At 70.9% G+C, this 21,174-nt stretch carries 16 protein-coding genes; 7 read left to right on the plus strand and 9 right to left on the minus strand.

The annotated features are described in order from the left end of the window. Positions 1-25: 25 nt before the first annotated feature. Positions 26-3,784, minus strand: coding sequence for a hydantoinase B/oxoprolinase family protein (locus MOJ79_RS12305; RefSeq protein ID WP_241924427.1), 3,759 nt, complete (start codon positions 3,782-3,784; stop codon positions 26-28). Between the two features lie 164 nt (positions 3,785-3,948). Here MOJ79_RS12305 and MOJ79_RS12310 point away from each other — a divergent pair, with 164 nt between their 5' ends. The 4 genes from MOJ79_RS12310 to MOJ79_RS12325 all read left to right on the plus strand — a co-directional run bounded on the left by MOJ79_RS12310 (position 3,949) and on the right by MOJ79_RS12325 (position 9,404). Further along, positions 3,949-4,917: a TRAP transporter substrate-binding protein gene (locus tag MOJ79_RS12310; protein ID WP_241924428.1), complete on the plus strand. Its 969-nt coding sequence runs from the start codon at positions 3,949-3,951 to the stop codon at positions 4,915-4,917. A 72-nt stretch (positions 4,918-4,989) separates the two neighbouring features. Further along, on the plus strand, positions 4,990-5,442 hold the full coding sequence (locus MOJ79_RS12315) for a TRAP transporter small permease (RefSeq protein WP_241924477.1): 453 nt from the start codon (positions 4,990-4,992) through the stop codon (positions 5,440-5,442). A gap of 13 nt (positions 5,443-5,455) precedes the next feature. After that, positions 5,456-6,757: a TRAP transporter large permease gene (locus MOJ79_RS12320; RefSeq protein ID WP_241924429.1), complete on the plus strand. Its 1,302-nt coding sequence runs from the start codon at positions 5,456-5,458 to the stop codon at positions 6,755-6,757. A gap of 130 nt (positions 6,758-6,887) precedes the next feature. Continuing rightward, positions 6,888-9,404: a GspE/PulE family protein gene (locus tag MOJ79_RS12325; RefSeq protein ID WP_241924430.1), complete on the plus strand. Its 2,517-nt coding sequence runs from the start codon at positions 6,888-6,890 to the stop codon at positions 9,402-9,404. A gap of 78 nt (positions 9,405-9,482) precedes the next feature. Here the strand turns inward: MOJ79_RS12325 and MOJ79_RS12330 are convergent, their stop codons facing one another. Next, positions 9,483-9,974, minus strand: coding sequence for a MarR family winged helix-turn-helix transcriptional regulator (locus MOJ79_RS12330; protein ID WP_241924431.1), 492 nt, complete (start codon positions 9,972-9,974; stop codon positions 9,483-9,485). Between the two features lie 214 nt (positions 9,975-10,188). On the opposite strand from MOJ79_RS12330, the gene MOJ79_RS12335 reads away from it, so the two are divergent. Beyond that, positions 10,189-11,907: a tannase/feruloyl esterase family alpha/beta hydrolase gene (locus tag MOJ79_RS12335; RefSeq protein WP_241924432.1), complete on the plus strand. Its 1,719-nt coding sequence runs from the start codon at positions 10,189-10,191 to the stop codon at positions 11,905-11,907. Between the two features lie 187 nt (positions 11,908-12,094). On the opposite strand, the gene MOJ79_RS12340 is transcribed toward MOJ79_RS12335, so the two are convergent. From MOJ79_RS12340 to pedF, 7 genes are all read right to left on the minus strand, one after another. Beyond that, on the minus strand, positions 12,095-12,394 hold the full coding sequence (locus MOJ79_RS12340) for a hypothetical protein (protein WP_241924433.1): 300 nt from the start codon (positions 12,392-12,394) through the stop codon (positions 12,095-12,097). A gap of 13 nt (positions 12,395-12,407) precedes the next feature. Continuing rightward, a complete protein-coding gene (thiS, locus tag MOJ79_RS12345; protein ID WP_241924434.1) occupies positions 12,408-12,662 on the minus strand; it encodes a sulfur carrier protein ThiS in 255 nt (84 codons plus the stop codon). Positions 12,663-12,708: 46 nt separating this feature from the next. Beyond that, positions 12,709-13,974 (minus strand): NAD(P)/FAD-dependent oxidoreductase, encoded by a 1,266-nt coding sequence (locus tag MOJ79_RS12350; protein WP_241924435.1) that lies wholly within the window; start codon positions 13,972-13,974, stop codon positions 12,709-12,711. Positions 13,975-14,041: 67 nt separating this feature from the next. Further along, complete coding sequence (locus MOJ79_RS12355; RefSeq protein WP_119288802.1) at positions 14,042-15,889, minus strand: aldehyde ferredoxin oxidoreductase family protein; 1,848 nt, start codon at positions 15,887-15,889, stop codon at positions 14,042-14,044. Between the two features lie 10 nt (positions 15,890-15,899). Further along, positions 15,900-16,376 (minus strand): 4Fe-4S dicluster domain-containing protein, encoded by a 477-nt coding sequence (locus MOJ79_RS12360; RefSeq protein WP_241924436.1) that lies wholly within the window; start codon positions 16,374-16,376, stop codon positions 15,900-15,902. A gap of 155 nt (positions 16,377-16,531) precedes the next feature. Continuing rightward, positions 16,532-17,377: a substrate-binding periplasmic protein gene (locus tag MOJ79_RS12365; RefSeq protein WP_241924437.1), complete on the minus strand. Its 846-nt coding sequence runs from the start codon at positions 17,375-17,377 to the stop codon at positions 16,532-16,534. Continuing rightward, a complete protein-coding gene (pedF, locus tag MOJ79_RS12370; RefSeq protein WP_241924438.1) occupies positions 17,374-17,853 on the minus strand; it encodes a cytochrome c-550 PedF in 480 nt (159 codons plus the stop codon). The genes MOJ79_RS12365 and pedF overlap by 4 nt, the downstream gene beginning before the upstream one ends. A 216-nt stretch (positions 17,854-18,069) precedes the next feature. On the opposite strand from pedF, the gene MOJ79_RS12375 reads away from it, so the two are divergent. Beyond that, complete coding sequence (locus MOJ79_RS12375) at positions 18,070-20,151, plus strand: sigma-54-dependent Fis family transcriptional regulator (protein WP_241924439.1); 2,082 nt, start codon at positions 18,070-18,072, stop codon at positions 20,149-20,151. Positions 20,152-20,433: 282 nt separating this feature from the next. Continuing rightward, complete coding sequence (locus MOJ79_RS12380) at positions 20,434-21,171, plus strand: MBL fold metallo-hydrolase (protein ID WP_241924440.1); 738 nt, start codon at positions 20,434-20,436, stop codon at positions 21,169-21,171. Positions 21,172-21,174: the final 3 nt, after the last annotated feature.

Below are 21,174 nucleotides of genomic sequence, written 5' to 3' on the forward strand. Positions count from 1 at the left end.
CGACGACCCGCCCGCGCGGCGAACGTCAGGCGGGCGGGCCCCAGCCGCCGCCACCCGGCGTCTCGATGACGAACACGTCGCCGGGGTTCATCTCGACCGACGCGCACGCGCCGAGCATCTCGACGCGGCCGTCGGCGCGCTCGACGCGGTTGACGCCCACCGCGCCCGGCTGCCCGCCGGCCAGCCCGAACGACGGCACGACGCGGCCGTTGCTGAGGATGGCCGCCGTCATCGGCTCGAGGAAGCGGATGCGGCGCACGCCGCCGTCGCCGCCCTTCCAGCGCCCCGCCCCACCCGAGCCGCGGCGGATCGTGAAGCTGTCGAGCCGCACCGGATAGCGGAACTCGAGCACCTCGGGGTCCGTCAGGCGCGAGTTCGTCATGTGCGTCTGCACGACCGCGGTGCCATCGAAGCCGCCGACGACGCGGCCCGTGTCGTCCCGGATGACCCCCGCGCCGCTGCCGCCGGCGATCGTCTCGTAGTACTGGTGGCGCGCGTTGCCGAACGTGAAGTTGCTCATCGTGCACGGGCCGGCGGCCATCACGCCGAGCGCGCCGTACAGCGCGTTGGTCACGCACTGCGAGGTCTCGACGTTGCCGGCCACCACCGCCGCCGGCGGCCTCGGGTTGAGCATGCAGCCCTCGGGCACGATCACGTGCAGCGGCTTCAGGCACCCGGCGTTGAGCGGGATGTCGTCGTCGACCAGCGTGCGGAACACGTACAGCACGGCGGCCATCGTGACCGCCTTGGGCGCGTTGAAGTTGTCCGGCAGCTGCGCGCTGGTGCCGGTGAAGTCGATCGTCGCCTCGCGGCGCGCGGCGTCGACCGTGACCCGCACGCGGATCACGGCACCGTTGTCGAGCGGCAGCTCGAAGGTGCCCTCGCGGCCCGGCGCCGGGCCGTCCCAAGCCGGGCCAGCCCCCCCGGGGGGTGGCGAGCCTTCGGGCGAGCCTGGGGGCTTCGCGGCCAGCGCCGTGATCACGCGGCGCACCGACTCCTCGGCGTTGTCCTGCACATGCCGCATGTAGGCCGCCACCGTCTCGCGGCCGAACTGCCCGACCATCGCGCGCAGCTCGTGCACACCCTTGGCGTTGGCGGCGATCTGCGCGCGCAGGTCGGCGATCGTCTGCTCGGGGTTGCGCGCCGGGTAGGCTCCGGAGGCCAGCTGCGCGCGCAGCTCGGTCTCGCGCAGCCGGCCGTCGCGCACGAGCAGGAAGTTGTCGAACAGCACGCCCTCCTCGGCGATCGACGTCGAAAACGGCGGCATCGAGCCCGGTGTCGCGCCGCCGATGTCGGCGTGATGGCCGCGGCTGGCCACGTAGAACGCCGGCGTGGGCTCCCCGTCGTGCAGGTACACCGGCGTGACGACGGTGACGTCGGGCAGGTGCGTGCCGCCGTGGTACGGGTCGTTGAGCACGTAGACGTCGCCGGCGCGCATGTCGGGGTTGCGCGCGATCACGGTCTTGATCGACTCGCTCATCGAGCCGAGGTGCACCGGCATGTGCGGCGCGTTGGCGATGAGGTTGCCGTCGGCGTCGAACAGCGCGCACGAGAAGTCGAGCCGCTCCTTGATGTTGACCGAGTGCGCCGTGTTCTGCAGCACCAGCCCCATCTGCTCGGCGATGTTCATGAACAGGTTGTTGAACACCTCGAGCATCACCGGGTCGGCCGCGGTGCCCACCGCGTGGCGGGTGGCCCGCGGCTGCACACGCACGAGTTCGAGCGCGCCGCCGGCGGCCAGCCGCGCCTGCCAGCCGGTCTCGACGACGGTCGTCGCGTTGCGCTCGGCGATCACCGCGGGGCCGTCGATCACGGCGCCGGGCACGAGACCCTCGCGCTGGTACAGGCCGGCGTCGCGCCAGCCCGGGGCGTCGTCGGCGGCGAAGTCGTACAGCCGCACGTGCTCGAGCGGCGGCGGCCGGTGCTCGCCGACGACGGCCGCGCCACGTACGTCGTGGCGCTCGCCGGGCGCGACCGCCTCGACCGAGACGGCCTCGATCACGCGCGCGCGCTCGGGCATCAGGAACGCGAAGCGCTGGCGGTACGCAGCGTCGAAGTCGCGGCCGATCGCGTCCAGCGCCTTCCCGGTCGATGCTCCGGGCTCGGCGCCCACCGGCAGCGGCACGACGAGCGCGGTGTCGGTGCCGGCGTAGCGCACGTGCACGCGCTGGTGCACCTGCACCACCTCGGCCGTGACGCCCTGCGCGACGAGCTCGCTGCGCGCTGCGTCGGCCAGCTCGGCGGCGCGGCGCGCGGCGGCCTGCAGCCCCGCCTCGTCGAGCGGCTGCTCGACCGACGCCTCGCGCATCGCGGTCTGGTCGGCCAGCCCCATGCCGTAGGCCGACAGCACGCCGGCCAGCGGGTGCACGAACACGCGCGACATCCCGAGCGCGTCGGCGACCAGGCACGCGTGCTGGCCGCCGGCGCCACCGAAGCACTGCAGCGTGTAGCGCGTGACGTCGTGGCCACGCGCGACCGAGATGCGCTTGATCGCGCCGGCCATGTTCTGCACCGCGATGCGCAGCGCGCCGGCCGCCGCTTCCTCGGCGCTCACGGCACGGCCGGCGGCCGCGCTCATCTCGCGCGCGACGGCCGCGAAGCGCTCGGCGACCACCGCGCGGTCGAGCGTCTGGTCGCCGTGCGGCCCGAACACGGCCGGGAAGTGCGCCGGCTGGATGCGTCCGAGCATCACGTTGGCGTCGGTGACGGCCAGCGGCCCGCCGCGGCGGTAGCTCGCCGGCCCGGGGTTGGCGCCGGCCGACTCGGGGCCCACGCGCAGCCGCGCACCATCGAAGCGCACGATCGAGCCGCCGCCGGCGGCGACGGTGTGGATGCTCATCATCGGCGCGCGCATGCGCACGCCGGCGACCTGCGTCTCGAACGCGCGCTCGAACTCGCCGGCGTAGTGGCTGACGTCGGTCGACGTGCCGCCCATGTCGAAGCCGATGACCTTGTCGTGCCCGGCCGCGAGCGCAGTGCGCACCATGCCGACGATGCCGCCCGCCGGTCCCGACAGGATCGCGTCCTTGCCGTGGAAGCGGTGCGCCTCGGTGAGCCCGCCGCTGGACTGCATGAAGTACAGCGGCACCCCCGGCATCTGCGCCGCGACGCGGTCGACGTAGCGGCGCAGGATCGGGCTGAGGTAGGCGTCGACGACGGTCGTGTCGCCGCGCGCGATGAGCTTCATCAGCGGACTCGCCTCGTGCGACACCGACACCTGCGTGAAGCCGGCGTCGCGCGCCAGCCGCGCCGCGGCCGCCTCGTGCGCGGTGAAGCGCCAGCCGTGCATGAACACGATCGCGCAGGCACGCAGGCCCGCGTCGAACGCTTCGCGCAGCGCGCGTGCGAGCGCCGCCTCGTCGAGCGGCACGACGACGGTGCCGTCGGCGCCGACGCGCTCGTCGGCCTCGACGACGCGCTCGTACAGCAGCTCGGGCAGCACGATGTGGCGGTCGAACAGGCGCGGGCGGTTCTGCTGCGCGATGCGCAGCGCGTCACCGAAGCCGCGCGTCGTCACCAGCAGCGTGCGCTCGCCCTTGCGCTCGAGCAGCGCGTTGGTGGCCACCGTGGTGCCCATCTTCACGCACTCGACGCGCGCCGGCGTGATCGGCTCGCCGTCTTGCAGCCCGAGCAGCCGGCGGATGCCCTCGACGGCGGCGTCGTCGTACTGGCCGGGGTTGTCCGACAGCAGCTTGAGCGTGCGCAGCGAGCCGTCGGGCGCACGGCCGACGACGTCGGTGAAGGTGCCCCCACGGTCGATCCAGAACTGCCAGCGCGTCGTCATCGCATGCTCCCGGCCCCCCACGGCGCCTCAGCCCGTGATCGTACGGGCGCGCGGGGCCTTGGACACGATGCCGCGGCCCGCGCAAGCCATGACAACTCCCGATGCCGGCCGGGCCGGCACGCCGCATGCTAGCGGCTTCGCCCATGTCTACCGGAGGTCGATCGATGCAACCCGTCCGTGCTCTCGCTGCCGCCGCGCTGCTCGCCGCAGGCGTGGCCCACGCCCAGGTCAAGTGGGACCTGCCCGCCGCCTACCCGGCGACCAACTTCCACAGCGTCAACCTGCAGCAGTTCGCCGACGACGTCGACCGCGCCACCGGCGGCAAGCTCAAGATCACGGTGCACGCCAACGCGTCGCTGTTCAAGGCGCCCGAGATCAAGCGCGCCGTGCAGGGCGGGCAGGCGCAGATCGGCGAGATCCTGCTCGTCAACTTCCAGAACGAGTGGCCGATCTTCGGCGCCGACGGCATCCCGTTCCTGGCCACCAGCTACGACGACGCGATGAAGCTGTGGCGCGTGCAAAAGCCGATGCTCGACAAGAAGCTCGCCGAGCAGGGCATGATGGTGCTGTACGCGGTGCCGTGGCCGCCGCAGGGCATCTACGTCAAGAAGCCGATCAGCTCGGCCGCCGACCTCAAGGGCGTCAAGTGGCGCGCCTACAGCCCGGCGACCGCGCGCATCGCCGAGCTCGTCGGCGCGCAGCCGGTGACGGTGCAGGCCGCGGAACTCAGCCAGGCGATGGCCACCGGCGTCGTCGAGAGCTACATGTCCAGCGGCGCCACCGGCTTCGACACCAAGACCTACGAGCACATCAAGTACTGGTACGACACGCAGGCCTGGCTGCCGAAGAACGCCGTGATCGTCAACCGGCGCGCCTTCGACGCGCTCGACAAGCCCACGCAGGACGCGCTGCTGAAGGCCGCCGCCGACGCCGAGGTGCGCGGACTCGAGGCGAGCAAGAGGGCCAACACCGAGAGCCTCGACAAGCTGCGCGCCAACGGCATGACGATCGTCTCGCCGCCGCCGGCACAGCTGACCGCCGACATGAAGAAGGTCGGCGAGACGATGCTCAAGGAGTGGCTCGACAAGGCCGGCCCCGAGGGCCAGCAGCTGGTCGACGCGTTCCGCAAGTAAGCCGCGCGGGCCGTGGTACGCCGCGCGCTCGACGCGCTCTACGACGGGGCCGCCTGGGCGGCGGCCCTGTGCATGGTCGGCCTGCTGGCGATGGTGCTGCTGTCCATCGTCAGCCGGGCGCTGCACTTCCACGTGCCGGGCACCGACGCCTACGCCGGCTACCTGATGGCCGCCGCCGGCTTCCTCGCGCTGGCGCACACGCTCAAGCGCGGCGACCACATCCGCGTCACGCTGGTGCTGGGCGCGCTCGCCGGGGGTGCGCGGCGCGCGCTCGAGGTGTGGGCGCTGGGCGCTGCATCGCTGCTCGCGTCGCTGCTCGCGTTCTACAGCGTGCGGCTGGCGTGGCAGTCGCACGCGTTCAACGACGTCTCGACCGCCAGCGACGCGACGCCACTGTGGATCCCGCAGCTGTCGATGGCCGTGGGCACCGTGATCCTGGCGATCGCCTTCGTCGACGAACTGGTGCTCGAGCTGCGCGGGCGCCGCGCGCCCGTGGCCAGCGACGAGGCCGCGCGCAACGAGTAGCCGCCACCTGCGCATGAGCGACCTCGCGATCACGACGCTGCTCGTCGTCTCTCTGTTCCTGATCCTCGGCAGCGGGGTGTGGATCGGGCTGGCGCTGTCGGGTGTGGCGTGGATCGGCATGCAGCTGTTCAGCGCGCGCCCGGCCGGCGACGCGATGGCGGTCACGATCTGGGGCAGCGCATCGAGCTGGACGCTGACGGCGCTGCCGCTGTTCGTCTGGATGGGCGAGATCCTGTTCCGCACGCGGCTCTCGCAGGACATGTTCCGCGGCCTGGCGCCGTGGATGCAGGCGCTGCCCGGGCGGCTGCTGCACGTCAATGTCGCCGGCTGCGCGCTGTTCGCCGCCGTCTCGGGTTCGAGCGCCGCCACCGTCGCGACGATCGGCAAGATGAGCCTGCCCGAACTGAAGCGGCGCGGCTACCCCGACGCGATCGCGATCGGCTCGCTGGCGGGCGCCGGCACGCTGGGGCTGCTGATTCCGCCGTCGATCATCATGATCGTCTACGGCGTCGCGGCCGAGGTCTCGATCGCGCAGCTGTTCATCGCCGGCGTCGTGCCCGGCATCGTGATCGCGCTGCTGTTCTCGGGTTACCTGATGGTGTGGGCGTGGCGCCACCCGCAGCTCGTGCCGCCGGCCGACGCGCGGCTGCCGCTGCGCGACAGGCTGCGCGAGTCGCGCCACCTGATCCCCGTCGTGCTGCTGATCGCCGCCGTGCTCGGCAGCATCTACGCCGGCATCGCGACGGCGACCGAGGCGGCGGCCATCGGCGTCGTCGGCGCGCTCGTGGTCTCGGCGGCGCAGGGGTCGCTCACCTGGGCCACGTTCCGCGACAGCCTGATCGGCGGCACGCGGCTGTACTGCATGATCGCGCTGATCCTCGCCGGCGCGGCGTTCCTGACGCTGTCGATGGGCTACATCGGCCTGCCCCGCCACCTGGCCGAGTGGATCGCGACGCTGGGCCTGAGCCCGTTCGCGCTGCTGCTGGCGCTGATGCTGTTCTTCATCCTGCTCGGCTGCTTCCTCGACGGCATCTCGATGGTCGTGCTGACGATGGGCGTGATCCTGCCGACGATCACGAAGGCCGGCATCGACCCGCTGTGGTTCGGCATCTTCATCGTGCTCGTCGTCGAGATGGCGCAGATCACGCCGCCGGTGGGATTCAACCTGTTCGTGCTGCAGGGCATGACCCAGCGCGAGATCGGCTGGATCGCGCGCGTGACGCTGCCGTTCTTCGTGCTGATGGTCGCGGCGGTCGGGCTGATCTACGTCTTTCCCGAGCTGGTGACGTTCCTGCCGCAGCAGATGCGACGCTGAGGCGTCGCAGCACGCCCCGCAGCGGGCAACTGCGCCGCCAACGCCCCGCATCTCGGCGCTTCGCCCCGCGCTGCGGCGCCTACGATCGTGGCGCGGGAATCTGCCCGCGCGACGATTCCGCGCCCCAGCGATGACGGACCTGTCCCTGCCGCCGCTCGATGCGCTGCCGACCCCGGCTGGCAGTGGCTTTGCCTGGCCAGCGCCGCCGTCGCCGGCGTACGCCTCGGTGCAGCCGCGGCTGCCGGCCGAGTGCACGATCGAAGGTACGACGGGCCGCACGATCCGCGGCCAGCTGACCGCGTTCGATCCCGCGCAGCGCACCGCCCGCGTGCGCATCGGCAGCGGCCGCCAGGCGATGCCGTTCGCGTTCGCGCAGATCCAGCAGCTGACGCTGACCGTGCCGCTGCAGCCCGCGCGCAGCGACGACGCGCGCCCCACGGTACAGCGCTATCGCCTGCTCACGGCGATGGGTCAGGCGCGCTGCGGCGAGACCGTCGGCCACGTCGAGACCGACGCCGGGCTGTTCCTTTTCGTCCCGCACGGCGACCATGGCGCGGTGCAGGCGGTGTTCGTGCCGCAGGGACGCTACAGCGGCTTCGTGCTGGATGCGCCGCTCGACACGACAGCCGCACCCGACACGGCAGCCGCGCCGGGCACGGCGTGCAGCACGCCGCCGGTCGAAGCCGAGCTGCGCCTCGACGCGCCGCCCGAGCCGAAGACGCAGCCCCCGACCACGGCGCGTCCGCCCGCTGAAGCGCTGCTCGCGAAGAAGGTCGCCAGCGCCGACGAACTGGTCGCCGCGATCGACCACCAGGCGCGCATGCCGATGATGCGCATCGGCGAGGCACTGCTCGGTCTGGGCCTGATCACCGAGGAGCAGCTCGACGAGGCGCTCGCACAGCAGAAGCTCGACCGCTCGGTGCCGCTGGGCCAGCTGCTGGTGCGCAACGGCATCGTCTCGCGGCAGGACCTGCAGACCGCGCTGGCGCGCAAGATGGGCTACCCGGTCGTCGACCTCGCCGCGTTCCCGGTCGAGATCGAAGCCGCGCGCTGCGTGCCGTTCGCGGTCGCGCACCGGCTCAACGCGCTGCCGCTGCTGCGCCGCGGCTCGCGGCTGATCGTCGCGATGGACGACCCCACCGTGCGCCCCGCGCTCGAGGAGCTCGAGTTCGTCTCGCAGTGCAAGATCGTGCCGGCGCTCGCACCGGCCAGCGACATCGCGCGCGCGCTGCCGCCGATCTACGAGCGCTTCGGCATGGACGCGCGTCACGCCGACACCGCGGTCGCGCACCAGGGCGCGCCGATCGAGTTCGAACCCCCCGACGCGAGCCAGCTGCTGGCGTCACTCGAGCAGCAGCAGCTGCCCGCCGCCGAGCGCGACGACGAGCCGGCGATCGAGCAGTCCGACAACTCGCTCGTCAAGCTCGTCAACACGATGATCGTCGACGCGTGGATGCAGCGCGTGTCCGACATCCACATCGAGACGCAGCCCGGGCGCGAGAAGGTGCGCATCCGCTTCCGCCGCGACGGCGTGCTCAAGCCCTACCTCGAGCTGCCGCACACCTACCGCGCGGCGCTGGTGGCGCGCATCAAGATCATGTGCGACCTCGACATCAGCGAGCGCCGCAAGCCGCAGGACGGCAAGATCAACTTCGCGCGCTTCTCGCCGCAGCACAAGATCGAGCTGCGCGTCGCGACGATCCCGACCGCCAACGGCCTCGAGGACGTCGTGATGCGTATCCTCGCGTCGGCCAAGCCGCTGCCGATCGACCAGCTCGGCCTGTCGGCCGACAACCTCGCGCGGCTGCGCCACGCGATCCACCGTCCCTACGGTATGGTGCTGTGCGTGGGCCCCACCGGCAGCGGCAAGACGACGACGCTGCACTCGGCACTCGGCGAGATCAACACGCCCGACCGCAAGATCTGGACGGCCGAGGACCCGATCGAGATCACGCAGCGCGGGCTGCGCCAGGTGCAGGTCAACCCGAAGATCGACTGGACCTTCGCGAAGGCGCTGCGCGCCTTCCTGCGCGCCGACCCCGACGTGATCATGGTCGGCGAGATCCGCGACGAGGAGACGGCGCACGTCGCGATCGAGGCGTCGCTGACCGGCCACCTGGTGCTCAGCACGCTGCACACCAACAGCGCGCCCGAGACCGTCACGCGGCTGCTCGACATGGGCATGGACCCGTTCAACTTCGGCGACTCGCTGCTCGCGGTGCTCGCGCAGCGCCTGGTGCGCCGGCTGTGCCCGCACTGCCGCACGTCGCGCGACGCGACCGACGCCGAGGTCGACGACCTGCTCGGCGACCACCTGCACGTGTTCCCCGAGGCGCTGCGCCCGTCGCGTGACGCGGTGCTGGCCGACTGGCGCGCGCGCTTTGGCGAAGACGGGCGCATCCGCTTCCACGAGGCCCCTGGCTGCCCGCGCTGCGACGGCAGCGGCTTCGACGGCCGCGTCGGCATCCACGAGCTGCTGACCGTCACGCGGCCGCTGCGCCAGCTCATCGTCGGTGGTGGCCGCGTCGAGCAGCTGCTCGACCAGGCGCTGGCCGACGGCATGCGCACGCTGCGCCAGGACGGCATCGAGAAGGTGCTGCAGGGGCTGACGACGATCGGCGAGGTACGCGCGACGAGCAACGTCTAATCCAACGCGGGCTGGCGCCTGCCGACGCCACCGGACTTAGCGCCACTCCGACCAGATCGGCCCGGCGCAGCCCCCCGCTCAGGCACGCCGCCGGCTGCGTGCCGCCTTGTGCAGCAGCTCGAGCAGCATCGCATGCTCGGCCGCGGAGAGCGTGGTCAAGGTTTCCCTCTCGCCTTCGATCAGTGCGGCACTCGCTCGCTGCGCCAGCTCGGCGCCTTCGGGCGTGGCATGGAGATGGTGCGAGCGCGCGTCGGTCGTGTTGCGCTGACGTCGCAGCAGACCGCGTGCCTCGAGACGGTCCAGCCACGCGGTGATGTTGGGCGGCGTGACCGCCAGAGCCTGCGCCAGCTGACGCGGCGAGATTCCGTCGTTGTCGGTCACCAAGGCCAGGATCGTGTACTCCACCGGCCGCAGCGCGAAACGACTGCCCACGCGACTGACGAACACCTGCATCGTCACGATCGCTGCCTGGGCGAGTTGATAGCCCACGATGGACTTGAGCTGGACCTCGGCCAAGCGTGCCGCAGGCGTCATGGCATCGGCCGAGGACGGCTTCTTGGCGGCGCTCATGCGGCGATTGTCGCGCGCGCGAGCGGTGCGCGCGTCTTCCCGAAGGAATCAACTCATCATTCACCACTTGAATCAATAGCGCCCAACGAGCATCGGTGTAATTCCGCATTCAGTGCCTTAGTTAGTTCTTTAAATTAACTATCTGGCCGCCACTCGTCACAACCCACAGGCGACCTGCGGCGAGGCCTGCACACGGATCAGAGGAGACGACTCGATGCATGAGCGAAAGTTGTACCGGGCGGCGCTGGCCGCTTTCATGGTGGCCGGAATCAGCGGCTGCGGAGGTGGCGGCGATGACCCGCCCCGGTTGAGCGCCGCCACGCCGGCCGCGCTGCCCAGCACCTGCGAGGCCCTGGCCACCCAGTGGGGCACGCTGCCGACAGGACTGACGATCACCGGCGTGGCCACAGTCGCCGCCGGCACGCTGAAGGTGGCCGGCCAGGACATCGGCGAACACTGCCTGGTCACGGGCAAGGTCAACGAGCGCGTGAGTCCGGTAGACGGGAAGACCTACGCGATCGGGTTCGAGATGCGTCTGCCCAAGGCATGGAACGGCCGCTTCTGGTATCAGGCCAATGGCGGCATCGACGGCGCCGTCGTGACAGCCCTGGGGGCGTACGGTGGTGGTCCACTGACCAACGCCTTGCATCAAGGCTTCGCCGTGTTGAGTTCCGATGCCGGCCACAACAATGCCCTCCACGGCGGGCCGGCTTTCGGTCTCGACCCGCAGGCGCGACTCGACTACGGCTACCAGGCGGTAGGCACGCTCACGCCGATCGCCAAGGATCTGATCCGACGGGCTTACGGCAAGGCCCCGGACCGCTCCTACATCGGTGGGTGCTCCAACGGTGGCCGTCATGCGATGGTGGCCGCCGCGCGCTATGCCGATCAGTACGACGGCTTTCTCATCGGCGCCCCCGGCTTCAACCTGCCAAAGGCGGCTGTGGCCAACATCTTCGGCGCGCAACGCTATGCTTTGCTCGCCAGTGGTGACCCCGCCACAGCGGCGGGCTTGGAAACGGCGTTCACGCAAGCCGAGCGTGCCACCGTCTCGGCGGCGGTGCTGGCCAAATGCGACGCGCTCGACGGCGCCAGTGACGGCCTCATTCAAGACACCACCGCCTGTCAGGCTGCGTTCAACTTCATGCGCGATGTGCCGACTTGCACCGGTGGCCGCGACGGCACCTGCCTGTCGACCCTGCAAAAGATCGTGCTCGAACCGATCTTCAGCGGTGCGGTCAAGAGCGACGGCACGCCGATCTACGCGGGTTTCCCGTTCGACAGCGGGCTGGCCTCGGCGGGGGTGGCGTTCTGGGAGTTCAATGCACCCCTGATCCTCGACTCGGGCGCAGTCGCGATGATCTTCGGCGTCCCGCCCGTGTCACCCGTGGGATTCAATGGTCCCGCCTTCACGCTCGGCGCCGACATCGATGCGCTGGTCCATTCGATCCAGGCGACCAACGCCACCTACACCGAGTCGGCCATGAGCTTCATGACACCGCCCAACCCCACCGATCTGTCCCGTGTGCGCAACCGCGGCGGCAAGATCCTCGCCTATCACGGCGTCAGCGACGCGATCTTCTCGGTGCACGATACCGAACGCTGGTACCAGGGCCTCCAGAACAGGCACGGCGGTGATGCCTCGGACTTCGCGCGCCTTTTCCGTGTGCCTGGAATGGGCCATTGCGCTGGCGGCCCGGCCACCGACCAGTTCGATCTGATCACGCCGCTGGTGACATGGGTCGAACAGGGCATGGCCCCCGAGCGCATCACGGCCACCGCGCGCGGCCCGGGCAATGCCGGAGGTGCCAACTCCGACGTGCCCACGGCCTGGTCGCCCGGCCGGACCCGACCCCTGTGCCCATACCCGAAAGTCGCCCGCTACACCGGCTCGGGAAGTCTGGAAGACGCGTCCAACTTCCGCTGCGAGTGATCCACACTGCAGCAATCCGCCATACGCTCGCGTCGTCGCGGACGTGCGGCCGGAAAGAGCGACCGCGCGCCAAGGGAACGCGCATCACCGTGTATGGTCATGCAGGCGTCCATGCGAAGGAAAAGACAGACACGTCATTCCTGGCATGGACGCCTTCGACACGCCAGCCGCAGCCGAGTTGGTCTTCTTACCCGCCGCCGCGCTGCGTGCACAGGTCGAAGCGGCGCATGAAGCGGCAGCGTTCGTCGTCGGTCACGCCTTCGAAGTGAAAGCACACCGCCAGCCGCGGCAGCTCGATCAGCGCGATGCGCCGCGGCGGCAGCACCTGCCAGTCGAGGCGCAGCCGGCCGGCGCCCAGCGTCACGTCGGCGCCGCCGTCGCGCCACGCGAGCGCGGCGCCCTGGCAGGCGCCCGGCAGCCAGCCGCGCAGTTCGTCGGCCGTGCAGCCCATCTCGCGCTCGAAGACGGGCCCGTCGTGCGGCAGCACGCGCGCCGCCCGCTCAGCCGCCGGCGATCGGCGGCCAGATCGCGAGCACGTCGCCGTCGGCGAGCGTGCGCGTCGCGCGCTCCTCGGGCGGCACGTAGACGCCGTTGATCAGCACCAGGTGCACCAGCTTCATCGGCAGTGCGAACGGCTCGATGACCTGCGCGATCGTCGCGCCGGGCGCGACGTCGAGCACGACCTGGTTGCCGCTGCGCGCCTCGGGCGGCAGGTACTGCGCGAGGCTGGCGTAGAGCTTGAACGTGATCTGCATGCCGCGATGTTGCCGCATGACGGCCGCAGGCGTTGCCGGCGTGCCGTCAGGCCTTGACCAGGGCGCGCGCCTCCTGCGCCTGCGCGCGGGCGAGGTAGGCCTCCATCAGCAGCGTCGGGTCGGCGAGCAGTTTGTCCTTCCATTCGCCGAGGCTGACCTGCCCTTCGACGAGGCCGCGCATCACGCCGACGTGCTCGGTCCAGCCGATGCTGTTGCAGCCCACGAGGCGGTCGCCGGCGAACTGCAGGCTCAAGTGCTTGCCGGCGTCGCGGTCGGTCAGCTCGACGTGGTCGCCGCCGGGCACGCCCTGCCAGTTGCCGAAGCTGGCCGAGATCAGCCCGAGCGTGTCGAGCACGTTGATCTGCGTGACGCCCTTGAGCTCGGCCTTCAGTCCGACCATGTTGAGCCCCGCCACGCGCGCCTGGTCGGCCGCATTGGGCTGGATCGCGCTGACCACCGTCTTGCCGCTGACCTTGTCGAACGCCTCGGCGCAGTCGCCGGCGGCGTAGATGTCCGGCACGGTCGTCTGCATGTGCTCGTCGGTCAGCACGCCCTGCAGGCACTTGATCTCGGAGTTCTCGAGGAAGCCGATCGCCGGCTTGACGCCGGTGGCGCTGATCACGAGGTCGGCCTCGAGGTGGTCGCCGGTCGACAGGCGCACGCGCAGCGGCGCGTGCGGCTCGATCGCCTCGACGCGCGCACCGGTGAACACGCGCACGCCCTTGGCTTCGCACCACGCCTTGATCATCCCGCCGGCCGTCGGGCCCATCATGCGCGGCACCATGCGGTCACCCATCTCGACGACCGTCAGCTGCACGCCGCGCGCCGCGAGTGCTTCCATGATGATGCAGCCGATGAAGCCGGCGCCCATCTGGATCACCCGCGCGCCCTTCTGCGCGCGCTGCATGATGGCCCTCGCGTCCTTCAGCGTCCAGCAGGTGTGCACGCCGTCGGTGTGGATGCCGGGGATCGGCGGGCTCGCCGGGCGCGAGCCGGTGGCGATCAGCAGGCGGTCGAACGGCACCGCGGTGCCGTCGTCGAGCGCCACGGTGCGCGCCTTCGTGTCGACACCGGTCGCACGCACGCCGCGCCGGATGCCGATGCGCAGCTTCGCGTAGTGGTCGCTGCCGTGCCGCAGGTGCGTGCCCTCCTCGCCGATGTGGCCGATCAGCAGGTACGGGATCGCCATGCGCGAGTACGGCGCCTCGGGCTCGTCGCCGACGATCAGGATCTCGTCGTGTGGCGCGTGCTTGCGGATCGTCTCGGCCGCGATGACGCCGGCCGGGCCGGCGCCGAGGATCACGTGCTTCATCGTGGGTTCTCGAAGTGAGAAGGCGGTCTCGCGACCGCCTTCGGGTGGGTTCAACGCGGACGCCGGATCACAGCCCCAGCCGCGCGCGCGTCTCGGGCTTGAGCGTGCCGTCGGGGTTCCAGCCTCGCACTTCGTAGTATTTCGGCAGCATCTCGGGCAGCTTGTTGACCAGACCCTTCGCCGGCCCCGTCTTGGCCGGCTCGTTGAGCAGGCGCGGCGGCAGCGTGTCGTCCTTGGCCGTGAAGCCGGCGCGGTTGTTGAAGTCGCGCTCCATGTTCCAGATGCGCTCGCCGATCACGTTGAGGTTGTCGAGCGTGAACTCCTCGCCGCAGGCGGCGGCGAGCTGCGGCTGCACGTCGGCCAGCGTCCACGCAAAGCTCGTGAACACGCAGATGCCCGCCGAGTCGAACACCGCGGTGGCGTCCTGGAAGGCCTTCACGAGCTCGGGCTTGCCCTCGGCGCTCAGCGGGTCGGTCTTGACCGGGATGCCGAGCACTTCGGAAGCGACCGTGTAGCTGCGCAGGTGACATGCCCCTCGGTTGCTCGTCGCGTAGGTCAGCCCCATGCCCTGGATGCCGCGGCTGTCGTAGGCCGGGAACTCCTGGCCCTTGACGCTCATGCTCAGCTCGGGATGCCCGTACTTGGCGGTCAGACGCTTGCTGCCCTGCCCGATCTCCTTGCCGAAGCCGATGCCGCGCGCCGTCATGTCGGCGAACTCGCACAGCGCCTTCGCCGAGCCGAACGGCGCCTCGATGCCGAGCTGCTCCTTCGTCAGCACGCCCATCTCGTACAGCTCCATCACTGCGCCGACGGTGGCGCCGAAGCTGATCGGATCCATGCCGTGCTCGTTGCAGATCAGGTTGGCGTACTGCAGCGCCTCGAGGTCGTTGACGCCGTTGGCCGCGCCGAGCGCCCACGCCGCCTCGTACTCGAGGCCGCCCGAGGCGCCCCAGTACTGCGGTTTGTTCTGCACGCTGAAGTGCGTCTGGTCGATCTTGCTGATGCGCCCGCACGCGATCGTGCAGCCGAAGCACGCCTGGTTCGTGACGAGCTGCGGCTTGCCGTCGCTCTTGCGCGGCGTGGCCATCGCCTCGGCCGAGATGTCCTTCGCGCCCTCGAACTGCACGTCGCGGTGGTTGCGCGTGGGCAGCGCGCCGATCTCGTTGATGACGTTCATCAGCACCTGCGTGCCGTAGGTCGGCAGGCCCTGGCCGGTGACGGCGTTGTCGGCGAGCACCTTCTTCTTCTCGAAGGTGACCTTCATGAACTCCTTCGGGTTCTTGATGTTGCCGACACCCTTGGTGCCGCGCACCGCGATCGCCTTGAGGTTCTTGCTACCCATCACGGCGCCGACGCCCGAGCGGCCGGCCGCGCGGTGCAGGTCGTTGACGACGGCGGCGAACAGCACCTGGTTCTCGCCGGCCAGGCCGATGCTCGAGATGCGCAGCAGCGGGTCCTGGTGCTGCTTCTTCAGCGTCTCCTCGGTCTCCCAGACGCTCTTGCCCCACAAGTGGCCGGCGTCGCGCAGCTCGGCCGTGTCGTCCTCGACGTACAGGTACACCGGCTTGGCCGACTTGCCCTCGAAGATGATCATGTCCCAGCCGGCCATCTTGAGCTCGGCGCCCCAGTGGCCGCCCGAGTTCGAGCACGCGATCGCGCCGGTCAGCGGGCCCTTGGTGACGACGGTGTAGCGCCCGCCGGTCGAGGCCATCGTGCCGGTGAGCGGGCCGGTCGCCCAGATGATCTTGTTGTCGGGGCCCAGCGGGTCGACCTTCGGGTCGACCTCCTCGACGATGTACTTGGTGGCCAGGCCGCGCGAGCCGAGGTAGGCGCGCGCCCAGTCCATGTTCAGCGGCTCGGCCTTGACGGTGCCGGCGCTCAGGTTGACGCGGAGGATCTTTCCTGCCCAGGACATGTCGTACTCCTTATGCGGCAGCGGGTTGGTTGCCGAGCTTGTCGGCCCAGGCCTGCATCTTCGCGAGGCCCGTCCAGTTGGCGTCGATGTAGGTGATCGCGCCGGTGGGGCAGACTTCGGCACAGGCCGGCTGGCCGCCGCACAGGTCGCACTTCTGCACCTTGCCGGTTTCCTGCACGTAATTGATCGTGCCGAACGGGCAGCTGATCGTGCACACCTTGCAGCCGACGCAGGTCGTCTCGTTGACGACCTTGGCGCCCGTGAGCTTGTCGATCGTGATCGCCTCGACCGGGCACGCGTGCAGGCACCAGGCCTCGTCGCACTGCGTGCAGGTGTAGGGCACCTTGCGCCCGGTATGGTGGAAGTCGAACACCTTGATGCGCGACTTCGCCGGCGCGTAGGTGGCGTAGTTCTCGAACGAGCACGCCATCTCGCACTGCAGGCAGCCGGTGCATTTGTCGGGGTTGATGTGCAAGGTCTTCTGCATGGGGTCCTCGGGGTGGAGTGGACACGGGGCATACCGGCGCAGCCTACCCTGGCGACGCCACGGAGCCTGTGGCGTATGTTGCGAAGGTGGCCTCGGCGCCGAAACCTAGGTCTAACCCTAGCGGTGTTCCACGCCGTGACAGCGTCGCCGCGCTGTCACGGCCGGCGCCACGACACGTTGCGCGACGCGAACATCGCCGGCAGTTCGCCACTGGCGGCGAGCGCCTCGACGGCCGCCTGCAGCGCCTGCGCGAGATCGCGCGCGTCACGCTTGACGGCCATACCGACCGCCCAGCCGTTGCGCATCTGCGGCAGCGGCAGCGGCTCGATCGCCACGCCGCTGGCGCCGCCCAGCACCGACTCGAGCTCGGAGGCGAGCCCCGCGGCGCCGGCGACTTCACCGCGCCGCAGCCGATGCGCGGCCTCGGTGCCGTCGGCGATCCTGGTGTCCAGCTGGTCGCGGTAACGCCCGCCTTCGGCACCGATCAGCAGCCAGCCGGCCAGGCTCTGCCCCGCCACCGCGATGCGCTGCGTGCCGAAGTCGGCCAGACCGTCCATGCGCGGCACGGCGTCGAGCCGGCGCGCGATCATCACCCGCTCGCGGTAGTACGGCGCGAAGATCTCGACCTGCGGCGTCGCGCGCATCAGCGGCGGGTCGACCGGCACGTGCAGCATCACGTCGGCCGGACCGAAGCCGAGATAGTGTCCGCGCCAGACCATGTTGCGCAGGTCGTCGCCCATGCTCTCGCCGGCGTGGAACGGCAGCAGCGACAGCGTGACCCCGAGGTGCTGCGCCAGCGCACGCGCGAGCAGCACGTCGATGCCCTCGCCGCCGACGTGAAACGGCGGCATGTCGTGGTAGACCGCCACCGACAGCCGCCCGCGCTCCTTCACGCGCGCCAGCGCCTGCGCACGCGCAGCCAGCGGCAGCGCAGCAGTGGCGACGGCGGCAGCCGCCGCCGTGATCAGCCGGCGGCGCCGGCGGTCGGCTGGCGGCGTCAAATCGGCTTCTCCCGCCGCGTCTCGAGGTACGACTTGATCGACCACATCGCCTCCTGACTCAAGATGCCCTCGAAAGGCGGCATGTAGACCGCGCCGTTGCGCGTCACGCCGCGGCGCACTTTGCCGAGGAAGAAGTCGTCCATCTCCTTCACGCACGCCGCCTTGCGCCTGTCGTCGCGCAGTGTCGCGCAGTCACTGTCGAGCTTGCGCAGGTCCGGCGCGATGCCGCCCGAGACCGCCTCGAGCCCGTGGCAGCGCGCGCAGTTCTGGTTGTACGCCGAACTGCCGATGCGCACCGCCACCGCATTGCTGCGGTAGGGGTTCTCGGTGCGCCACTGCTCGCCGAGCTGCGGCAGCTCGCGGGTATCGACGGCCTGCGGCGTGACGTCGCCGTGGGCGAACGCCGTGCCCGACAGCGCCAGCACGAGGGCGGCGGCGAACGGCCGCAGGTCGAAACGAAGGGGCAGCGTGATCATCGGAAGGTCGCTCCGTGGTTGGAATGCAGGGATGCGCCGTTTTTTGCAAACCACGTGCCATCGGCCGCGGCGCCGGCCGCGCCGCGCCGCGTCGGGGTCGGCCCGGGGCCCGTGTTCCGATCAGGAACGGTTCAGGTTCGCGATGCAGCATGTGGAACACTCGCGCCTGGGACGCGGACAGCGAAGCCGCGCCCGCTGCAGTAGAGGAGACGAAGGATGCCTGCCTACCGAACATTCGCCACCGGCGTGGCCGGGCGCATGCGTGCCGAGCGCGAGGGGCGTGCGGCCTCGCTGACCGCCACCGTACCGCATCCGGGGCACATCGACGCGATCAAGCAGTCGCACGAGCGCTGCGCGGCGTTCGGGCTGTCACGCATCGAGCGCCCCGATCACGCGCCGCTCGGCCGCTCCGACCTCAGCATCGTGCGCGAGCGCAACCTGCGGCTGTACAGCCACGCCGCGCCGGTGATGGAGATGCTCTACGAGCAGATCGTCAACACCGAGAGCATGGTCGTGCTGTGCGACGCCACCGGCACGATCATCCACGCGATCGGCGACGACGACTTCCTCGCGAAGGCGCAGAAGGTCGCGCTGCAGCCCGGCGTCAACTGGTCCGAGCCCGCCAAGGGCACGAACGCGATCGGCACGGCGCTCGTCGACGAGGCGCCCACGCTCGTCCACGCCGACGAGCACTTCCTGCACGCCAACCACTTCCTCACCTGCTCGGCCGCGCCGATCCTCGACCCGCGCGGCAACATCCTCGGCGTGCTCGACGTCACCGGCGACCACCGCAGCTACCACCAGCACACGATGGGGCTGGTGAAGATGTCGGCGCGGATGATCGAGAACCACTGGCTCAACGACGACTTCCGCCACGTGATGCGGCTGCACTTCCACAGCCGGGTGGAGTTCATCGGCACGCTGATGGAGGGCATCCTCGCCGTCTCCCCCGAGGGACGCATCGTCGGCGCCAACCGCGGCGCGCTCGACCAGCTCGGCATGAGCAGCGCCGCGGTGCGCATGCACACACTGGTGTCGCTGTTCGGCACCAGCGTCGGCGCGCTGGTCGACCAGTTCCGCTCGCCGCTGGCCACGCCAGTGGCGGTCACGACGCCCGGCGGGCGCCAGTTCCACGTCGTCGCGCGCTTCAACTTTCCGGTCTGGCACGACCTGCCCGACCGGCCCCGGACCCCGCCGGCCGCCGCCGAGCCGGCTGCGCCCGCGGCGCCGCCGGCCGGCGCGCCGGCCGCATCGGCGCGCGATGCGTCGCCCTCGGGCCTCGCGCAGCTGCAGACCGGCGACGCCCAGATCGAGCAGGTCGTCGCCAAGATCCGCCGCGTGCTCGACCGCGACATCCCGGTGCTGATCCTCGGCGAAACCGGCACCGGCAAGGAACTGCTGGCGCGCGCGATCCACCACGACTCGCGCCGCTCGCGGCAGCCGTTCGTCGCCGTCAACTGCGCGTCGATCCCCGAGACGCTGATCGAGGCCGAACTGTTCGGCTACGAGGAAGGCGCGTTCACCGGCGCGCGGCGCAAGGGTGCGGTGGGCAAGATCGTGCAGGCCAACGGCGGCACGCTGTTCCTCGACGAGATCGGCGACATGCCGCTGCCGCTGCAGGCGCACCTGCTGCGCGTGCTGCAGGAGCGCCAGGTCACGCCGCTGGGCAGCACCAAGTCGATCGGCGTCGACGTCGCGATCATCTGTGCGACGCACCGCAACCTGCGCGAGATGATCGCCGCCCACACGTTCCGCGAGGACCTGTACTACCGCCTCAACGGGCTGGCGGTGCGGCTGCCGCCGCTGCGCGAGCGCACCGACCTGATGGCGCTGGCGCGGCGCATCCTCGAGCGCGAGTCGCCGCAGCGCCCGCTGCAGCTCAGCCCCGAGGTCGTGCGGCTGTTCCAGGCGTACCGCTGGCCGGGCAATGTGCGCCAGCTGTTTAACGTTTTGCGCACCGCCGCCGTGATGGCCGCCGGGCAGCCGACGATCACGGTCGAGCACCTCAGCGACGACTTCCTCGACGACGCACGCGCGGCCGCGGCGCAGGCCGGCGACGAGTTCCCGGCGGCGCCGGCCGTCGCGGCGCCGCCCGTGCCGCCACCGCGCCCGGTACCGCCGCCGGCGCCGACCCTGCCCGCCGCGCCACCGGTGGCCGGCCGCTCGCTCGAGGAGATCGAGATCGAGACGATCCGCCTCACGCTCGAGGCGGTGGGCGGCAACATCTCGGAAGCGTCGAAGCGGCTGGGCATCAGCCGCAACACGATCTACCGCAAGCTGCGCTGGAACCGGAACTGACGCCTCGGCGAGCGCCCGGCCCTGCCCCGTGCCGGCGCGGCATGGCGCCGGCGATCGCGGTCCAGCCGCAGCCGCCGGACCTGCACGCACCAGCCATCCGGCAGGGCCTGTTGGCGGCATGGCTCTTGCTCACGATCGCAGCGCATGGCCGCATGCATCGCCTGCAGGGCGCGGCGCTGCGGTCCGGAACCGTCACCAGACACAACACGATTGCGAGGGAGATCCGATGGCCGCCGCGCCGAACCTGCCACCGACAACGGTCCGCACCTGCGGACGATCGCGGTGAAGATCGTCGTCCTCGGCCCGCCACCGAAGCGGCCCACCCAGCGGCCGGGCCTGGGCCTGTCGGTCGATGGCCACCACTGGCTGATGCTCGACGCCGCCGGCGCGGTGCCCGACGCGCTGGAGCCGCCGAGCCGCGACGAGCCGATCGCCGTCGTGCTGACCGACGCGCGCGCCGACCACGCGAGCGGGCTGCTGAGCCTGCGCGACGGTCACCCGATCGACCTGTACGCGACGCCGGCGGTGTTCGAGCAGCTGACGGTCGGGCTGCCGGTGCTGCCGGTGCTGCAGCACTACTGCGACGTGCACTGGCGCCTCGTCGCGGTGGCCGGTGACGCGCAGCTCGCGCGCTTTCGCATCGACGCCTGGCCGTCGCTGGACTTCACCGCGGTGGGTCTCGACGCCGGGCAAGGCAGCGGCGCCGGCGAGGCGATCGCGCTCGTCGTGCGCGACGCCGCGAGCGGCCACCAGCTGTTCTACGCCCCCGCCCTCGACAAGGCCTCGACGCCGCCGGCTCCCTGGATGGACGACAGCGACTGCGTGATCGTCGGCGGCGATTGCCGCGTGTGGCGCGAAGGGCCCGCGGGGACGCTGCCGCCGCCGTGGATCGCCGCCTTGTTCGAAGCGCGTGCCGCGCGCAAGGTGCTGCTGCAGCCGCTGGCTGCCAGCGGCTGCACTGGCGTGCCGGGCGCACGGACGATCGAGATCGCCTACGCCGGCATGGAGATCGAGCTGTGACCG

Source organism: Calidifontimicrobium sp. SYSU G02091 (genome assembly GCF_022631395.1).
Lineage (GTDB): Bacteria > Pseudomonadota > Gammaproteobacteria > Burkholderiales > Burkholderiaceae_C > Calidifontimicrobium > Calidifontimicrobium sediminis.

Bases quoted from the DNA above. Each gene is read 5' to 3' on its own strand.
- MOJ79_RS12310 (WP_241924428.1), top strand. From the start codon at position 3,949: ATGCAACCCGTCCGTGCTCTCGCTGCCGCCGCGCTGCTCGCCGCAGGC.
- MOJ79_RS12360 (WP_241924436.1), bottom strand. From the start codon at position 16,376: ATGCAGAAGACCTTGCACATCAACCCCGACAAATGCACCGGCTGCCTG.
- thiS (WP_241924434.1), bottom strand. From the start codon at position 12,662: ATGCAGATCACGTTCAAGCTCTACGCCAGCCTCGCGCAGTACCTGCCG.
- MOJ79_RS12315 (WP_241924477.1), top strand. From the start codon at position 4,990: ATGGTCGGCCTGCTGGCGATGGTGCTGCTGTCCATCGTCAGCCGGGCG.
- pedF (WP_241924438.1), bottom strand. From the start codon at position 17,853: ATGATCACGCTGCCCCTTCGTTTCGACCTGCGGCCGTTCGCCGCCGCC.
- MOJ79_RS12335 (WP_241924432.1), top strand. From the start codon at position 10,189: ATGCATGAGCGAAAGTTGTACCGGGCGGCGCTGGCCGCTTTCATGGTG.
- MOJ79_RS12320 (WP_241924429.1), top strand. From the start codon at position 5,456: ATGAGCGACCTCGCGATCACGACGCTGCTCGTCGTCTCTCTGTTCCTG.
- MOJ79_RS12375 (WP_241924439.1), top strand. From the start codon at position 18,070: ATGCCTGCCTACCGAACATTCGCCACCGGCGTGGCCGGGCGCATGCGT.
- MOJ79_RS12350 (WP_241924435.1), bottom strand. From the start codon at position 13,974: ATGAAGCACGTGATCCTCGGCGCCGGCCCGGCCGGCGTCATCGCGGCC.
- MOJ79_RS12305 (WP_241924427.1), bottom strand. From the start codon at position 3,784: ATGACGACGCGCTGGCAGTTCTGGATCGACCGTGGGGGCACCTTCACC.
- MOJ79_RS12355 (WP_119288802.1), bottom strand. From the start codon at position 15,889: ATGTCCTGGGCAGGAAAGATCCTCCGCGTCAACCTGAGCGCCGGCACC.
- MOJ79_RS12330 (WP_241924431.1), bottom strand. From the start codon at position 9,974: ATGAGCGCCGCCAAGAAGCCGTCCTCGGCCGATGCCATGACGCCTGCG.
- MOJ79_RS12325 (WP_241924430.1), top strand. From the start codon at position 6,888: ATGACGGACCTGTCCCTGCCGCCGCTCGATGCGCTGCCGACCCCGGCT.